The sequence below is a fragment of the Candidatus Stygibacter australis genome, from assembly GCA_030765845.1.
GTDB classification, from domain to species: Bacteria; Cloacimonadota; Cloacimonadia; order Cloacimonadales; family TCS61; genus Stygibacter; species Stygibacter australis.
Map to the genome: position 1 here is coordinate 1 of JAVCDJ010000039.1, position 15,528 is coordinate 15,528.

The following is a 15,528-nucleotide window of genomic DNA, read 5'->3' on the forward strand; positions in this document are numbered from 1 at the left end:
CGCCAAAGAGTTCATGATCAAATATGGCGTTAAAACTGCTATTTATGAAAGATTTGATAATTCTGCTAAAGCACGGGAATACTGTCAAAAACTTAAGGGAAAATGCGTGATCAAGTATGATGGACTGGCAGCAGGCAAGGGCGTTTTTGTTTGTAATACCCTTAAAGAAGTAGAAGATGCCCTTATCATTATAAATGATACCTATGGTGCTGATGCCAGAATTCTGATCGAGGAATTACTTACTGGTCAGGAATTATCTATACTCGCTTTCACCAATGGCTCAGAATATCAGATATTATTACCTTCTCAGGATCATAAACAATTATTGGATAACGATAAAGGACCCAATACGGGAGGAATGGGTGCCTATTGCCCCGTGGATTTCTGCACAGATGAAATGCTGGAACAGATCAAGAAGGAAATAATTGAACCAACTATCCAGGGCTTAAAGCAAGAAAATTTCAATTACCACGGTGTGCTCTATTTTGGTTTAATGATTACTCCCGATGGGGTCAGTGTGCTCGAGTATAATGTACGCATGGGTGATCCAGAGACAGAGGTTGTATTACCTGCCTTAAAAAGTGATCTGCTTGAACTAGTTCTGGCGTGTTTCAAGGGAGGATTACAAGAATTTAACCTGGAATTTAATCCAGGATATTTTGTGGATGTAGTCCTGGCATCAGGAGGTTATCCTTCTCATTACACCAAAGGTTATCCTATTGATATTCCACTTGAAGTAGATGGTGTTATATTCCATGCTGGCAGTAAATTAGACAATGATATAATTGTAACATCTGGCGGCAGAGTATTGAATGTGGTTGCTGATGGAAAAGATCTTAATTCTGCGATCAAGAACGCTTATGATCTGGTTTCCAAAGTATCATTTAAGGATATGTATTATCGGACTGATATAGGTACCAGGAATTTATAAATGAAAGATAAAATCAAGCTTCTAATTATGATCTCTGGCAGAGGGTCAAATATGGAAGCTATCCTTAGAAATACAATCTCTGGCAAACTGGAATCACTAGTAGAAATTACTCATGTTTTCAGTAATAAGGAGGATGCTCCCGGATTGGAAACTGCAGAAAAACTGGGATTTACCACAAAAGTAATCATTTCAAAATGTAAGAAACGGGATCAATACAATTTTGAACTTAAAGAATGGTTAGAGAAAATTGAACCAGATTATATCATACTTGCTGGTTATATGCTGATAATTTCCTCTGAGATCATCAGTCTTTTTCCTGAGAGGATAATCAATATTCATCCTGCAGATACCAGGCAGCATCAGGGATTACATGGTTATGAATGGGCCTGGAGGAACAAACTTTCAGAGACAATGATCACAATTCATTATGTGGATAAGGGTTTGGATACCGGCAAAATAATAGCTCAGAAAGTGGTTGATCTAAGGAATACTAAAACACTAGATAATATAGAGATAACTGGTTTGAAAGTAGAACATGAATTGTATAGCGATGTGCTTGCAGAGTTGTTCAGCAAATAACTAATTTGATAGGAATTCTTAAATAATGCAAAAAGAAATAGCTATTTTAGATTTTGGTGGTCAATACACTCACCTGATAGCACGCAGAATTCGAAACTTGGGAATATTCAGTGAGATCTATCAGCCTGAAGAATTTGAATTTAAAACTCATATTGCCGGAATTATATTTTCCGGTGGACCTCAATCTGTTAATGCCAAAGATGCTTATAGAATTAAATGGTCTATTGAAAAGAGTTCAGTTCCTGTTTTGGGTATTTGCTATGGACATCAGTTGATCGCCCATAAGATCGGGGGCTTGATAGAAAGTGGTTCAAATAAAGAATATGGCTATGCTGAAATTGATTGCTATGATCAAACTGCAATTTTCAAAGATACAGCATTCAAACAGAAAGTGTGGATGAGTCACGGTGATCACGTAGTTAAACTACCTTCAGGATATGAAATCCTAGCAGCAACTGATCAGGTTCCAATTGCTGCTTATAAATCGGATGATGACAAAATATTTGGAGTACAATTTCATCCGGAAGTATCTCACACGGAATTTGGGTATAAAATTCTGGATAACTTCCTGAATATCTGCACCGATCGCAGGGACTGGAGAGTGGATAATTTCAAGAATGAATTGATCGAATCGGTACGCAAACAAGCTGGTGATAATGATTTACTGATATTATTATCAGGTGGAGTGGATTCACTGGTTGCCATGGAATTGTGCCTTGCTGCAATAGGGAAAAAGAGGGTTTTTGCTATTCATATAGACACTGGTTTTATGAGATATCAGGAATCAGATAATATTGTAAATCACTTACAGGAATTGGGTTATGATAACTTGAAGCTGATTGATGCGGAGGATGTTTACCTTAGGGAATTGAAGGATATATTTGAGCCTGAAGCAAAAAGACTGATAATTGGCAGATTATTTGTGGAAATAGCTAATAATGCAATTGCTGAATTTAATAGAGATAATATTTTACTCGTCCAGGGAACTATCTATCCAGATACAATTGAAAGTGGAGATTCAGCTAAATCAGCAAAGATAAAAACCCATCATAATCGGGTAAAAGAGATAGAAAAGCTGCTGGCTGAAGGGAAAATTATTGAACCTATCAGGGAATTATATAAAGATGAGGTTCGCAAACTCGGAATAGAGTTGGGTATTCCGGAAGAACTGGTAAATCGTCATCCATTTCCGGGTCCCGGGTTGGCGATCAGGATCTTAACATCTGATTCTACCACTGTAATACCCTATGATAATACTGAAACAGCAAAACTGGAAGAAATCATAAAAAATCGCAATTTTAAGGCAGAAATACTTCCAATACGCAGTGTTGGCGTAATGGGAGACTTCCGAACCTATCATCATCCTGTTTTGCTTTCCTACAGATCAAATAACGTCCAAAACTGGCAGGAATTAAGAATCGCTGCTCGAATGACTATTAATAGTTTTAGTTCTGTAAATAGAGCTTTATTCGCGATTATGGAGCAAAAAGAAAGTTATTCTCTCAAGAAACACCGTCTCACTAAAATTGCCTGTGATCAACTAAGGCAGGTAGATCATCTATTGATGCAAAGGGTGAAGCCCATTGAAGAAATCTGGCAAATGCCTGTCGTGCAATTACCTCTATTTGATCATCAGGGCAGACAGGTTTATGTAATGCGTCCCGTGACTTCAATTGATGCCATGACAGCAGATTTCTATGAAATGGATTTTGATTTCTTAAGAGAACTAGTTTTGGAAGTAAAAAAATTACCTTTTGTCGCTGATCTATTTTATGATATCACCTCCAAACCTCCAGCAACTATTGAATGGGAGTAATTCTCTCATTGATCTAACTGATAATATAAGAAAAGGATATAGTTATGAAGAAATTAATAGTATTATTCTGTATATTGGTTATAGGAGTTATACTTTTTGGGAATTCAGAACCTGACTGGGTGAGTTATTACAAAGAAACGGGCAGTATTAAGAATTTTAAGAAGTACTATTTTGGAGTGGGTGTTGCTGAGAAATCAGAAAAAGAAGCTGATAAAATTGCCCTGGAACGATTCGGTATGTCACTGGAAACAAAAGTGGAAAGTGAAGTGAATCGATATATTAAAGAGCGAAACGGCAAGGTAACTGATGAGATTAATAAGAAGATCAAAATCAGCTCTGATATAGGTCTGCGTGGTATAGCTTTTGCGGGGCATTATTACGATGGAAAGAGCTTTTTCAGTATAATCAAATACAAGAAGAATGAATACAATGATATTTTGCGGGAAGAAGTTTTTCGCGATTTGGAAAGGCAAAAGATAGAATTAGATAAGTTGATCGCTAAAAACAGAATGGAAGAAGAGAAAGAGAGAGAAAAAATTCGTAACAAAAAGGAAAGAGTGAAGATCAAAGATTCATTATCTCAAGTCAAAGATGATCTAATGCTGCAAATGAGAAATAAATATCCCGAATTTTTTGATTCCACTCCACCATACAAAGCAGTAAGTTTCAGAAACGGTCAATTGATCCCCTTTGATTATCAATTAAATCTGAAATCCACTCTCTTTCCCATTTCTTTAAATGAAATAGCATTTGCCTGGAAAACCTGGCTGTTTGAGTTCTCAGCTACTTCATCGTTTTATGAAAACAAATATGAACAGCAGGAATTACAATTTAAATATCAAATATTACCATATTCAGGTCGGTATAATAAAATTTCAGCTGCATTTGGGGTTACTGGTTATAAAACAGGGCTGATTGATAGCAGTTTTGCAAATGCTTATCTGCTTGTGACACCATTTTTGTCTGGAAATGTTACTTTACCTGACTTGTATTTTTCCTTCGGATCGATTTATCTTGATCTGGGTAAGACCCAGGTAGCAATTAATAATTATATATTTTATAAGCAGTTAAAAGATAGGATAAGTGTGATATTGGAATTGAATTATTTTTATGATGATCATTTGAGGAACAGATTTGATGATGCTCTGGTCTTTCAACCAGCAATAAAATTTAAAACTACAGATAAGCTTAATACAACATTTTCTTATGAAGAAAATGAGTTGTGGAAAATCAATTTGGAAATAGGATTTTGAATGAGCAAAAAGAAATATTTCGGAGTAGAGACCGAAAAATCTATCGAGAATTTTAACGTATCAGGTAGAAGGTTACCCAAAGTGTTCATTAAAGCAATGTCAGAGGTGAAACAGGCGTGTGCTGAGACAAATGTGAGACTTGGTTATCTTGATAAAAGAAGAGGTGAGGTGATTATCTCAGTGTGTGAGGAGCTTTCCCGGAATAATTATGATGACCAGATAGTAGTTGATGTGTATCAAGGAGGAGCAGGTACATCAACTAATATGAACTTCAATGAAGTTATAGCAGGACTGGCAAATGAGAAGCTGGATGAGGAAGTGGTACATGCAATTCATCATGTGAATCTTCATCAGTCAACAAATGATGTATATCCTACAGCTTTAAGGGTTTCTATCCTTTACCTTTTGAAATCACTTGAACTGGAACTTCAGACAATGCAGGAAGTGCTGCAGGAAAAAGAACTGGAGTTCAGAGATGTAGTAAAACTGGGAAGAACTCAATTGCAGGACGCAGTTCCAATGACACTTGGGATGGAGTTTGGAGCCTGGGGAGAGGCAATTGCCAGAGACAGGTGGCGGGTATTTAAAAGTCGTGAACGGATTAAGCAGATAAATCTGGGTGGAACGGCAATCGGCACGGGCTTAACGGCTCCCAGAGAATATATCTTCAAAGTTACTGAGCAATTACGGAAAATAACAGGTCTAAGTATTGCTCGCGCAGAAAATCTGGTGGATGCTACGCAAAACCTGGATCCAATTGTAGAAATATCAGGTATGTTGAAAACATTAGGAGTAAATCTATTTAAGATCAGTCAGGATATCAGGTTCTTAAGCAGTGGTCCTATGGGAGGACTGGGAGAGATCAAGCTTCCTGAGCTGCAAAAAGGCTCAAGTATAATGCCTGGCAAAGTGAATCCAGTGATGCCTGAGATGATAGGTCAAGTGAGTTTGAAGGTTATGAATAATGACACTTTGATCAGTCAGGTAGCTGCCCTTGGTAACCTGGAGCTAAATCAGTTCTTACCTTTATTGACAATCACAATGCTTGAATCAATGGAGTTATTGATCAACAGTATACCGTTATTCTGCCAGAAATGTCTGAAGGGCATTACAGCTAATGATGAGGTTTGTTTAGATAAGGTAAAAAGCAGTGGAGCCTTGGCAACTGTATTGATCAACCGACTGGGTTATACTCAGGTGGAAGCTTTGATATTAGAAGCAGGAGAGAGAAAAAAGAGTCTGGAAGAAGTGATATTAGAGAAGCAATTATTAAGTGAAAAAGAGCTGAAAGAGTTATTATCACCTGCTCAGATGTATAAGTTAGGATTTTAGGAGAAGAAGTGATAAAAACATTAAATTATGATAATCTTAGCAGGGATGATCTTATCTACCTGCTGCAGCTCGAAGATCAGGAAGATTTGAAGGAATTATATTCAGAAGCATATAAAACTAAACTGAAATATGTAGGGAATCGGGTTTATTTTAGAGGATTGATCGAAATATCTAATATTTGCAGTAAGAATTGTTATTATTGCGGGATCAGATGCGGTAATAGCAAAGTAAACCGATTTATTTTAGATAAGCAAGAGATAATCAGGTCAGCAAAATGGGCCTGGAAACATAAATATGCCTCTCTGGCTCTGCAGTCTGGAGAACGTGATGATCCGGAATTTGTCGATTTTGTAGAAGATATTTTGTTAGGCATTAAAGAATTTTCTGGCGATGATCTGGGGGTCACTCTATCTTGCGGTGAGCAGACAGAAGAAACTTACCAGAGATGGCGGGATGCCGGAGCTCAAAGATATTTATTACGGATTGAGACTTCCAACCGGGAGTTTTATAAAAAACTTCATCCAGAAGATCATCTTTTTGATAAAAGACTGGAATGCTTAAAATTACTTCGAAAAACAGGTTATCAGGTTGGAACAGGAGTGATGATAGGTTTACCTGATCAAAAAGCAGAATATCTGGCTGATGATCTGATTTTCTTCAAAGATTGGGATATAGATATGATCGGAATGGGTCCTTGGATACCTCATAAAGATACACCTCTGGGTGAGGATCATCCGGAATATGATAAAGAATGGCTTATGAGCATGGGGATCAAGATGATAGCTTTAGTAAGATTATTCCTGAAAGATGTAAATATTGCAGCTACAACAGCTTTACATGCCCTTGATCCAAAGGGTAGAGAAAAGGGATTGATGGCTGGTGCAAATGTCATTATGCCAGTGATCACTGAGAATGAGCATCGTGGAGATTATCTTTTATATGATGGGAAGCCCGTATGTGATGAAAGTGCAGAAGATTTCCGGCTGGCTTTGGATAAATCAATAAGTTCTCTGGGTGAATCAGTTGCTTATGGCATTCAGGGAAACTCACGACACTGGCAAAAAAGAGTGGGGAAGATGTAAATGGCAAAAGTAGCTCGTGGTGAACGGCTGATATTAAGCCTGGTGGGTAGAAGAAATGTTGGAAAGAGTTCTTTGATAAATGCCTTAGTAGGTCAGGAAATAGCAATAGTATCTGAGATTGAGGGAACCACTACTGATGCAGTAGCAAAATCATATGAATTATTACCTTTAGGAGCCGTTACTCTATATGATACAGCAGGAATAGATGACATCGGTGAGCTTGGTAAGAAACGGGTAAAGGCAACTGAGAGGATACTATACAGGACAGATATAGCAATTGTAGTTGTTGATGAAAAAGGAATAACCCCAGTAGATCAGGAAATATTACAAAGGATATCTGAGCTTAAAATACCTTTCATAATTGTATTTAATAAAGCAGATATTGCCCAACCAGCTACTGCAGATATTGATTTATGTAATATCAAAAGCTGGAAGTGGTTTGCTGTAAGTGCTGCGGATAGTACTGGAGTGAAGGAATTGAAGGAAATACTTGCCAGGCTGGCCCCACCAGAATTCAGACAGGAGAAGGTGCTGGTGGGTGATTTGATCCAGCCAGGTAATGTGGTTCTTTTGATAGCACCAATTGATACTGCTGCACCTAAAGGCAGACTGATATTGCCACAGGTGCAGATACTGCGTGAGATACTGGATAATGATGCTATCGGGATGATAGTGAAGGAGCGTGAGATAGAGGCTGCTCTGGAGAAACTGGCAAAAAATCCTGACCTGGTGATCACTGATTCTCAGGTGATATTAAAAGTTGATGGGGATATTCCTCAGGAAGTGCGTCTTACTACTTTCTCGATATTATTCGCCAGATACAAGGGTGATCTTGACATATTATTACAGGGAGTGAATAAGATAGATCAACTGCAGGATGGAGATAAAGTACTTATTGCAGAAAACTGCTCCCATAATGTGCAATGTGATGATATCGGCAGAGTGAAGATACCGCGCTGGTTACTTCAATACACTGGTAAAAAGCTGGAATTGGAAGTGACAACCGGTCATGACTATCCGGAAGACCTGGAGGAATTTGATCTGATATTGCACTGTGGCGGCTGTATGATAGGTCAAACAGAGATGCAGAGAAGAATAAAAGAAGCGGAAAGAAGGGGCGTGGCAATTACCAATTATGGTTTGGCAATCTCTAAATTGCAGGGTGTGCTGGCACGCACAGTGAAGCCACTGGGTTATGAATTATAATGACATATTGTTTTATGGAGCAGTAGAATGAAGAAGATAATAATAATACTATTTCTGGGTATTATCCTTAGTTCATCAGCTGATATGGATAAGCGGATTATCGGATACTTCGCTTCCTGGGGAGTTTATGTGCGTGATTATCATGTCACAGATATACCAGCCGAGAAGATCACTCATATTAATTATGCTTTTGCCAATATCAATCCTAATACCTTAGAAATAATGCTGGGCGATGCTTATGCTGATATTGATAAGTTCTATCCTGGTGATAGTTGGGAACCCGGGTCATTACGAGGCTCATTCCATCAATTGCAGATACTCAAAGCTAATTATCCAGAGGTGAAAACACTGATTTCTGTAGGTGGCTGGACATGGTCAACTTACTTCTCACTGGTGGCTGCTACGGCAGAATCACGGCAGAATTTTGCTGCTTCCTGCGTGGAATTTATTCAGGAATATGAATTTGACGGAGTAGATATTGATTGGGAATATCCTGTGGGCGGAGGTTTGGAAACCAATTACTATAGTGAAGATGACCCAGAGAATTTTGTGCTGCTGCTGGCAGAAATGCGCAGTCAACTTGATGCTGCTGGAGATTACCTCTTGACTGTAGCGACACCAGCAGGACCAGAAAAGATAGCGAATCATGACCTGGCAGGGATGGAACCCTATCTGGACTGGTTCAATATTATGACTTATGATTTTCATGGACCCTGGCCAGGGGGTGGAGATGCGGTAACCGGGCATTTATCGGCAATATACAGTCAGGAAGATGATCCACTTCCAGAACCTTATCACAGTGGCTATAATACAGATGCAGCAGTGCAGACGTATCTGGCTGCGGGAATTGAAAGTGATAAACTGCAGGTTGGTTTCCCATTTTATGGACGAGGATTTGCTGGCGTGACAAACGCAAATAACGGTTTATATCAGGAATGGACAAACTGTCCCTGGTTCGGCACCTGGGAAAATGGTGTATATGATTACTATGACCTGCAGGCAAATTACAATGGTGTGAATGGTTACGAGGATTTCTGGGACGAAGAAGCTCAGATATCATGGCTATATAATGCCTCTTCGCAGGTAATGATTACTTACTGCGACACTTTATCAACTGCCTGCAAAGCCGATTATGTACTTGAAATGGAACTGGGTGGAGCGATGTTCTGGGAGTTTAACGGAGATCATAATGAAGAGCTGCTGGATGTGATCTATGCGGTATTCAGTTCTGAAGGTGAGGTCATGTATGGTGATATAGACGATGATACTGAGATCACAGCTTATGATGCTTCACTGGTATTACAATATTTTGTGGGAATGGATCCAATACCGGAAATAGATCCTCTGCCCTGGGAAGAAGAGCGTTTGCAAAAAGCAGATGTAAGCGGTGATACAAATATAGATGCATATGGTTCAGCATTGATAATGCGCTATGTGGTCGGTATGATATTTGAATTTCCTGTGGAAGAATAAAGATATTGCGAGAACTATATAAGAATTTATTAAGTAAATATGGCTGTCAGGGCTGGTGGCCTATTCTGTGTGATGATCCTCAATCAGAAAGATTATCTTGTTATCATCCCCAAGATTATTCTTTTCCTCGCAATGAATCAGAAAGACTGGAAATATGCATTGGAGCAATACTCACTCAGAATACTAACTGGTTTAATGTGGAAAAAGCCCTTTATAATTTAAAAGAAGCGAATCTGATTTCTATTGAAAGGATATTAGAAGTTTACCAGGACGAATTAGCAGAATTGATCAGATCCAGTGGTTATTATAATCAAAAAGCCCGTAAATTAAAAGTGTTTTGCAAATTTCTGAATGAATACAGAAATGGAATACCGGCAAGAGATGAACTTCTTTCATTATGGGGAATAGGTAAGGAAACTGCAGATAGTATCCTGCTCTATGCATACCATGTGAACATTATGGTAATAGATGCCTACAGCAGAAGAGTATTCAAAGAGTATGGGTATTCCTATTGGAATCTGCCGTATGATGAATTAAGAGCAATTTGTGAAAAAAGTATGCCAGAAGATTACAGGGTATTGCAGGAATTTCATGCCTTGCTGGTTGCTGCTGGGAAAGAAATTAAACTACATAAGGTCAAGGTTGGTTAATTGCAGCTGGTTTATAATTTTTCAGCGTAGCCCTAAAGCTGCCAAAGATAACTTCACTTTTCAGTAATACCGGTATCTTTTCCTCATCAGCCGTAAGATAAATAAAGATATCACCACTCTGCTTAAAAATGGAATCTGTACCACGTAGTTGAGGTTCCAGTTCATAACAATCGATATCCCCAAAGATGGTATCGATTTTCTTGATCCGCTTGATCAATATATTTACAATAGTGATTTTAGCATCTTCTGCAACAGTCGCCTGGATTGTATCTCCTACAGCAAATTCCAGGGTACGCACTTTGAAGAAAGTGGTAAAAATATCGTGCGAAGGGACAGGGATATCATATCTTCTATCAGACCATTTTTTGGGTTTTCTATGGTATCTAAGATAATTAGCATATCCAAGATTGGGATAATAAAGATTGATCCTATTCTGTCTATAACTGCCTTCACGCAGTTTTTTATGATAGCGAAAGGTTTGAAAATCATTTTGTGAGAATTCTATCTCAATTAAATCACGCACTTTATATAATCTATCAAAGAAGGAAGTTGTTTTTGCTCGTGAGGTTACCTTGTAAACTGGAATAGAATCCTGATTTACACCTTTTTCCACAAGCATATTAACGCTTCCAGCGGTAATGATACCATAGCTGATATCAAAATTCAATTCCTCCCCTGCACCAAAACCAGCCTGGCAATACAGACTAAGAAATAAAATAAAAGTCAGAATAATATTTTTCATTAGAATGCCTCAAATGAGATTATTTCCATTTCAAAACCATCTTTACTAAAGGCGAAATCAGCTCTTAGAGTAAGCATTTGCTCAGGGACCAAAATATATCTGAAGCCAAGACCAGCACTGAATTTCTGGTTTTCCATATCGATTTCAGATATCGAGGACATCGCCTGACCTGTTTCAATAAAGGCAGCTATCCCAATTCGTTGTAAGAAATCTGTTTTCCAGGGGAAGATACGATCTTCAAGTCTGCACAGGATAAAGTGATTATTAATGTATTTATGGTCGTCAAAACCTCTCATATCACTTCCCAGATCACTATATTTCTCAAAGGGAATATCTCCGGCAACAGATTTAAGTAGAAATTGCCCTGCAATAATATGTGTTTGAGAAACAGATAAGTATCTGCGATAATTAAAAGTAGATTTCCTGAAATCATAATCACTGCCAAAAAGGTGATCATATATTTGTATCTGATATGATAGTTTACTCCCTTTCGTAGGAAAATAGCTATTATCAATAGTCTCTCGCTCAATGCCAAAGCCAATGCCTGTTATCAGATAATCTTCAAATCCTGTGACTTCATGACTCAGCAGATCATTATCCAGTTCACTCTCAGTAATCTTATTCTGCTCCAGAGATACAGATAAAGTAAGGGTTACAATATTATTTAGATGATATTCAAAATAGGGACTGAATTCATAATACTGTCTGGAATATTTTTCATCCATTACAGGTTTCGATTGATTTCCAATACCATAAAAAGTGGTGGGCCAAAGGTAATAACGCAAGGGAATACCTAGTGAATATTTACCCTCAGCAAGATAAATACGGTTTCGGATCAATGCTCTCAACTGTTTCTTAAAGCTAACAATCAGGTTAAATTCCAGTGATGCAGGTTGATAATTTACAGGAAGATTTTCTGGTCTATAAGTATATATGCCATATCCTCCTAAAAACACGCTGGTTTCAGGTGAATAAGCACCAAAAGGATAGAAAGCGAATGCCTTTTCTTCAGCTGAATGAGCATTTATTGCCATTAGTAATATTATTAGAAGTAATAGCAGCTTTTTAAAGTTTACCTCCCGTAACAAAAAATTCTTCACCGGTTATATACTGGTTATTTTCTGAGATCAGAAACCAGGCAAGACCACATACATCTTCAAATGAAGCACATCTTTTTAAGGGTATTTCTTTCACTTTTTCCAGGTAATATTCCTTCCTGAATTTACGATAACTCTCAGAAAAATGGCTGTCATCTATCTTAATGGGACCTGGGGAAATCGTATTGATAAAAATATTATATTTGCCTTCTTCAGTAGCCAGACTACGGCTGATATTAGCAATAGCAGCTTTTGATGCGCTATAGGCTGAACCACGAGGGAGTCCTATCCGGGTCACGTTACTTCCCAGAAGCACGATCTTTCCATAATTTTGTTTGCGGAAGTGGGGCAGAACTGCCTGCAATATTCTAAAAGTGCCTTTCACATTTACATCTACTATCTGCTCCCAGGTCTCTGGGGTACTGTCTGATAAAGACTGAAAGTCATTAGATCTGGCAGTAGAGCAATGAAATAATGCAGAAATCTGCCAACCTGTAGCTTCTATGATTTGATCAAGTTCTGGTTTAAGATCCCGGGAATCAGCAAAATCTGTTTTTATCAGTCTCACACGAGTTGCATATTTATCAATGATTGATTGGATCCTATCAACTTTATCATGATAAAATAGAATGAGATTATAACCCTTGTCCAGTGCCTGATGATTAAAATACGATGCCAGATTACCATTAGCACCAGTAATGATTATTGCCTGATTATTTTTCATCTTGGATTATATCTGGTGAAATGAAATCAAGGATTTGCACAGCTACTGGAAATTTATCACCAATTAAAGCAAATTCATCTTCATTTTTAATAAAAGTGCATGATGTAATATTTGAACCAGCAACACCCAGATCATTTGCTACTATGTAATCAAGATTTTTTGCCTGCAATTTTGCTTTGCCATTCTCAATAATATTTTCGCTTTCTGCGGCAAAACCACATATTAATTGACTAGGCTGTTTTATTCTCGAAAGATTTGCCAGAACATCCTGAGTTCTCACTAATTCCAGGGAAAGATCGTCTTTTTTCTTGATTTTTTCTGACTGATATTCTGCTGGTGTATAATCACTTACAGCAGCATTCATTATCAAAAGCTCAGTTCCCGGGAATTCCTTTTTACATTCCGCCAGCATCTCATACGCTGTATAGGCTCTTATTGTTTTTATATATTCAGGAATATATTCTGTCACATGAGCAGCAATAAGTGTTACTTCTGCACCCATTATATGAGCAGCACGGGCAAGTGCTATCCCCATTTTGCCAGTTGAGTGATTAGTAATAAAACGCATGGGATCAATATCTTCTCTGCTGGCTCCAGCGGTGATCAATACTTTCTTTCCTTTCCAGGCAAGAGCATGCTTTAGATAGATCATAATGTGATAAAGTATTTCCTGATTAACCGGATATCTACCTTTACCTTTATATCCACAGGCGAGCATACCTTCTTCGGGTTCCATAAAGAAATATCCCCGCTCTCGCAAAATCGCTATATTCGCCTGGGTAGCGGGATTATTATACATATTAATATTCATGGCAGGAACTACTACGACAGGAGTATGAGCAGCCAGCATTGTGGATGATAGCAGATCATCTCCAATACCTTGAGCAATTTTGGCTATCACATTAGCTGTAGCAGGTGCTATCACTATTATATTAGCCCAGTCAGCGAGTTCAATGTGCGGAATTGCAATATCATTTCCCCACATTGAAGAATATACTTTGTTTTGAGAGATCACCTCAAAGCTTAACGGGTTAATAAATTGGCTGGCATTTTCTGTGCAGAGCACTTTCACTTCTGCTCCGGATTTCTTGAGCATACTACATAGCTCTATCGCTTTATATGCTGCTATCCCTCCACTGACTGCTAATAAAATTTTTCTATTCTCTAACATTTTTACATCCTATTTAAATAAACTTGAATGATATAATTCAACTGACACGCTTACCACATCAGCTTTGCTTTTTATTAATTTGGTTAATTTAGTGAGTACTTTGAGATAGCGTTGTTTTTCACCTGATTTAAGGTCGATTGTTGTTATCTTACTCGCTATCTCCTCACCATATTCATTAAAAGCTCTTATAAGGACACCTTCTCCTTCGAAATCAACTTTAGACCGGTTATAAGCCTCAAAAGTTACATCGATATTTGCCTGGGTGGCTTCCTGAACCTCAATATTGTAAAAGACTATATATTTATCCCGAGCTGCATGACTACACCGACCGATCAAAAGTCCTGAAACTGCTGCAACCAGCATCAGCATAGGTACCCAGGAAGGTATTGCCCACTTCCGGTTCATGTCTATCCGATCAACACTTCTCATATTATTTCCTCTAACTGCTAAATATCTGACTGATGATGTTAGTCAAGAAAAATAAACCAGACATAATCCTGCTTATTAGCCCTATAAATCCTATAAGGCCTATAAACCTTATAAATGAAACAACTTAGATATTAATAGCTCATAAACCGGAACAACTTAGCACATACTGACATTATAAAGTGAGATAGTGCTTTGTCTTTCTGCAGTGAGATATCTTTAAGGCAGGTAATTTGATGATCTGAGGGAAATAACTATTATTGTTAATACTCAGGAAAGCACTGTAATAAAAATAATTAGCTATTACTAAGTAGAAACCATGATGTTACAGATTAATTTAAATGGTACAAAATATGTTTTACTTGACAGAATGTGTATAGTGGAACAGAATATGTCCCGATAGTTAAATAGTGTTCCAGTGGGGCTCTGGAATTAATAGTTAGATAAAAGGAGAAATGAAGATGACAAAAGTGACAGAAGAATTTTTACAAAGACAGGATGAAATTCTGGTAGCTGCATTTAATTTATTTAGAAGGCTTGGACTGAAGCGAGTTAGTATGGTAGATATTGCACAGGCAGCAGAAGTGTCGCGTACAACTTTATACCGTCATTTTAAAAGTAAACGGGCGATAATGGAGCTAATTCTGGCACGACAGCGTGAATATGGTTTTGATTTTCTGGAATATCTAAAAGATGATAGTGTGAGTTTATCAGAGAAAATGCAGGAGATGCTCAGATTGAAATATGAGATGGTAAAGAGTTGGGGTGATCTACTTATTAATGAGATACTCACAGATAGTGATTACAGCATTCAGTTACATCAGCTACAGGAGAAGATGGGACGGCAATTCATAGAATTTTTGCGTAAGGAACAGAAGCAGGGAAATTTAAGTGATGAATTTGATGTAGAATTCATCTATATATATCTTACTAAACTGGAATATCTGGTAATGGATGAAACTCTACAGGGATATTATCCAGATCTGGCTTCCTTGATCGTTGCAGTATTGAATATTTCATTTAATGGAGTGAGGATAAGATAGTGA

15 protein-coding genes are annotated in these 15,528 nt (G+C 37.9%); 10 read left to right on the forward strand and 5 right to left on the reverse strand.

What is annotated here, in order from left to right; genetic code table 11:
* From purD to RAO94_02280, 9 genes are all read left to right on the forward strand, one after another.
* Positions 1-931: phosphoribosylamine--glycine ligase (gene purD, locus RAO94_02240; protein MDP8321151.1), on the forward strand; the 931-nt coding region annotated here is incomplete at its 5' end.
* Complete coding sequence (locus RAO94_02245) at positions 932-1,510, forward strand: formyltransferase family protein (protein ID MDP8321152.1); 579 nt, start codon at positions 932-934, stop codon at positions 1,508-1,510.
* 25 nt (positions 1,511-1,535) lie between these two features.
* Complete coding sequence (guaA, locus tag RAO94_02250; GenBank protein ID MDP8321153.1) at positions 1,536-3,326, forward strand: glutamine-hydrolyzing GMP synthase; 1,791 nt, start codon at positions 1,536-1,538, stop codon at positions 3,324-3,326.
* A gap of 44 nt (positions 3,327-3,370) precedes the next feature.
* Complete coding sequence (locus RAO94_02255) at positions 3,371-4,579, forward strand: hypothetical protein (GenBank protein ID MDP8321154.1); 1,209 nt, start codon at positions 3,371-3,373, stop codon at positions 4,577-4,579.
* Positions 4,580-5,911 carry an aspartate ammonia-lyase gene (locus RAO94_02260; GenBank protein ID MDP8321155.1) on the forward strand — a complete coding sequence of 444 codons (1,332 nt, stop codon included), beginning with the start codon at positions 4,580-4,582 and terminating at the stop codon, positions 5,909-5,911.
* 8 nt (positions 5,912-5,919) lie between these two features.
* Positions 5,920-6,993, forward strand: coding sequence for a [FeFe] hydrogenase H-cluster radical SAM maturase HydE (gene hydE / locus RAO94_02265; GenBank protein ID MDP8321156.1), 1,074 nt, complete (start codon positions 5,920-5,922; stop codon positions 6,991-6,993).
* Positions 6,994-8,199, forward strand: coding sequence for a [FeFe] hydrogenase H-cluster maturation GTPase HydF (hydF, locus tag RAO94_02270; GenBank protein MDP8321157.1), 1,206 nt, complete (start codon positions 6,994-6,996; stop codon positions 8,197-8,199). It begins immediately after the preceding gene.
* Positions 8,200-8,226: 27 nt separating this feature from the next.
* Positions 8,227-9,672, forward strand: a complete 1,446-nt coding sequence (locus RAO94_02275) for a glycosyl hydrolase family 18 protein (protein MDP8321158.1) — start codon at positions 8,227-8,229, stop codon at positions 9,670-9,672.
* A 5-nt stretch (positions 9,673-9,677) separates the two neighbouring features.
* Positions 9,678-10,322, forward strand: a complete 645-nt coding sequence (locus RAO94_02280; GenBank protein ID MDP8321159.1) for a hypothetical protein — start codon at positions 9,678-9,680, stop codon at positions 10,320-10,322.
* On the opposite strand, the gene RAO94_02285 is transcribed toward RAO94_02280, so the two are convergent.
* Genes RAO94_02285 through RAO94_02305 form a run of 5 tightly spaced genes read right to left on the reverse strand, consistent with a single transcriptional unit; the run spans position 10,309 to position 14,485 of the window.
* Positions 10,309-11,064 carry a DUF3108 domain-containing protein gene (locus tag RAO94_02285; protein MDP8321160.1) on the reverse strand — a complete coding sequence of 252 codons (756 nt, stop codon included), beginning with the start codon at positions 11,062-11,064 and terminating at the stop codon, positions 10,309-10,311. The genes RAO94_02280 and RAO94_02285 overlap by 14 nt on opposite strands.
* Entirely contained in the window at positions 11,064-12,164 is a 1,101-nt protein-coding gene (locus RAO94_02290) for a BamA/TamA family outer membrane protein (GenBank protein ID MDP8321161.1), read from the reverse strand. Before RAO94_02290 ends, RAO94_02285 begins: the two co-directional genes overlap by 1 nt.
* Complete coding sequence (locus tag RAO94_02295; protein ID MDP8321162.1) at positions 12,130-12,885, reverse strand: SDR family oxidoreductase; 756 nt, start codon at positions 12,883-12,885, stop codon at positions 12,130-12,132. The genes RAO94_02290 and RAO94_02295 overlap by 35 nt, the downstream gene beginning before the upstream one ends.
* Positions 12,875-14,056, reverse strand: coding sequence for a bifunctional phosphopantothenoylcysteine decarboxylase/phosphopantothenate--cysteine ligase CoaBC (gene coaBC / locus RAO94_02300; GenBank protein ID MDP8321163.1), 1,182 nt, complete (start codon positions 14,054-14,056; stop codon positions 12,875-12,877). Before coaBC ends, RAO94_02295 begins: the two co-directional genes overlap by 11 nt.
* A 9-nt stretch (positions 14,057-14,065) precedes the next feature.
* Positions 14,066-14,485: a hypothetical protein gene (locus tag RAO94_02305; GenBank protein MDP8321164.1), complete on the reverse strand. Its 420-nt coding sequence runs from the start codon at positions 14,483-14,485 to the stop codon at positions 14,066-14,068.
* A gap of 458 nt (positions 14,486-14,943) precedes the next feature.
* Here RAO94_02305 and RAO94_02310 point away from each other — a divergent pair, with 458 nt between their 5' ends.
* Positions 14,944-15,525 carry a TetR/AcrR family transcriptional regulator gene (locus RAO94_02310; protein ID MDP8321165.1) on the forward strand — a complete coding sequence of 194 codons (582 nt, stop codon included), beginning with the start codon at positions 14,944-14,946 and terminating at the stop codon, positions 15,523-15,525.
* Positions 15,526-15,528 lie beyond the last annotated feature (3 nt).

What these genes read in the sequence shown, in the direction of transcription:
- RAO94_02245 (MDP8321152.1), top strand. Translation starts at nt 932, where the DNA reads ATGAAAGATAAAATCAAGCTTCTAATTATGATCTCTGGCAGAGGGTCA.
- guaA (MDP8321153.1), top strand. Translation starts at nt 1,536, where the DNA reads ATGCAAAAAGAAATAGCTATTTTAGATTTTGGTGGTCAATACACTCAC.
- RAO94_02255 (MDP8321154.1), top strand. Translation starts at nt 3,371, where the DNA reads ATGAAGAAATTAATAGTATTATTCTGTATATTGGTTATAGGAGTTATA.
- RAO94_02260 (MDP8321155.1), top strand. Translation starts at nt 4,580, where the DNA reads ATGAGCAAAAAGAAATATTTCGGAGTAGAGACCGAAAAATCTATCGAG.
- hydF (MDP8321157.1), top strand. Translation starts at nt 6,994, where the DNA reads ATGGCAAAAGTAGCTCGTGGTGAACGGCTGATATTAAGCCTGGTGGGT.
- RAO94_02275 (MDP8321158.1), top strand. Translation starts at nt 8,227, where the DNA reads ATGAAGAAGATAATAATAATACTATTTCTGGGTATTATCCTTAGTTCA.
- RAO94_02285 (MDP8321160.1), bottom strand. Translation starts at nt 11,064, where the DNA reads ATGAAAAATATTATTCTGACTTTTATTTTATTTCTTAGTCTGTATTGC.
- RAO94_02295 (MDP8321162.1), bottom strand. Translation starts at nt 12,885, where the DNA reads ATGAAAAATAATCAGGCAATAATCATTACTGGTGCTAATGGTAATCTG.
- coaBC (MDP8321163.1), bottom strand. Translation starts at nt 14,056, where the DNA reads ATGTTAGAGAATAGAAAAATTTTATTAGCAGTCAGTGGAGGGATAGCA.
- RAO94_02305 (MDP8321164.1), bottom strand. Translation starts at nt 14,485, where the DNA reads ATGAGAAGTGTTGATCGGATAGACATGAACCGGAAGTGGGCAATACCT.
- RAO94_02310 (MDP8321165.1), top strand. Translation starts at nt 14,944, where the DNA reads ATGACAAAAGTGACAGAAGAATTTTTACAAAGACAGGATGAAATTCTG.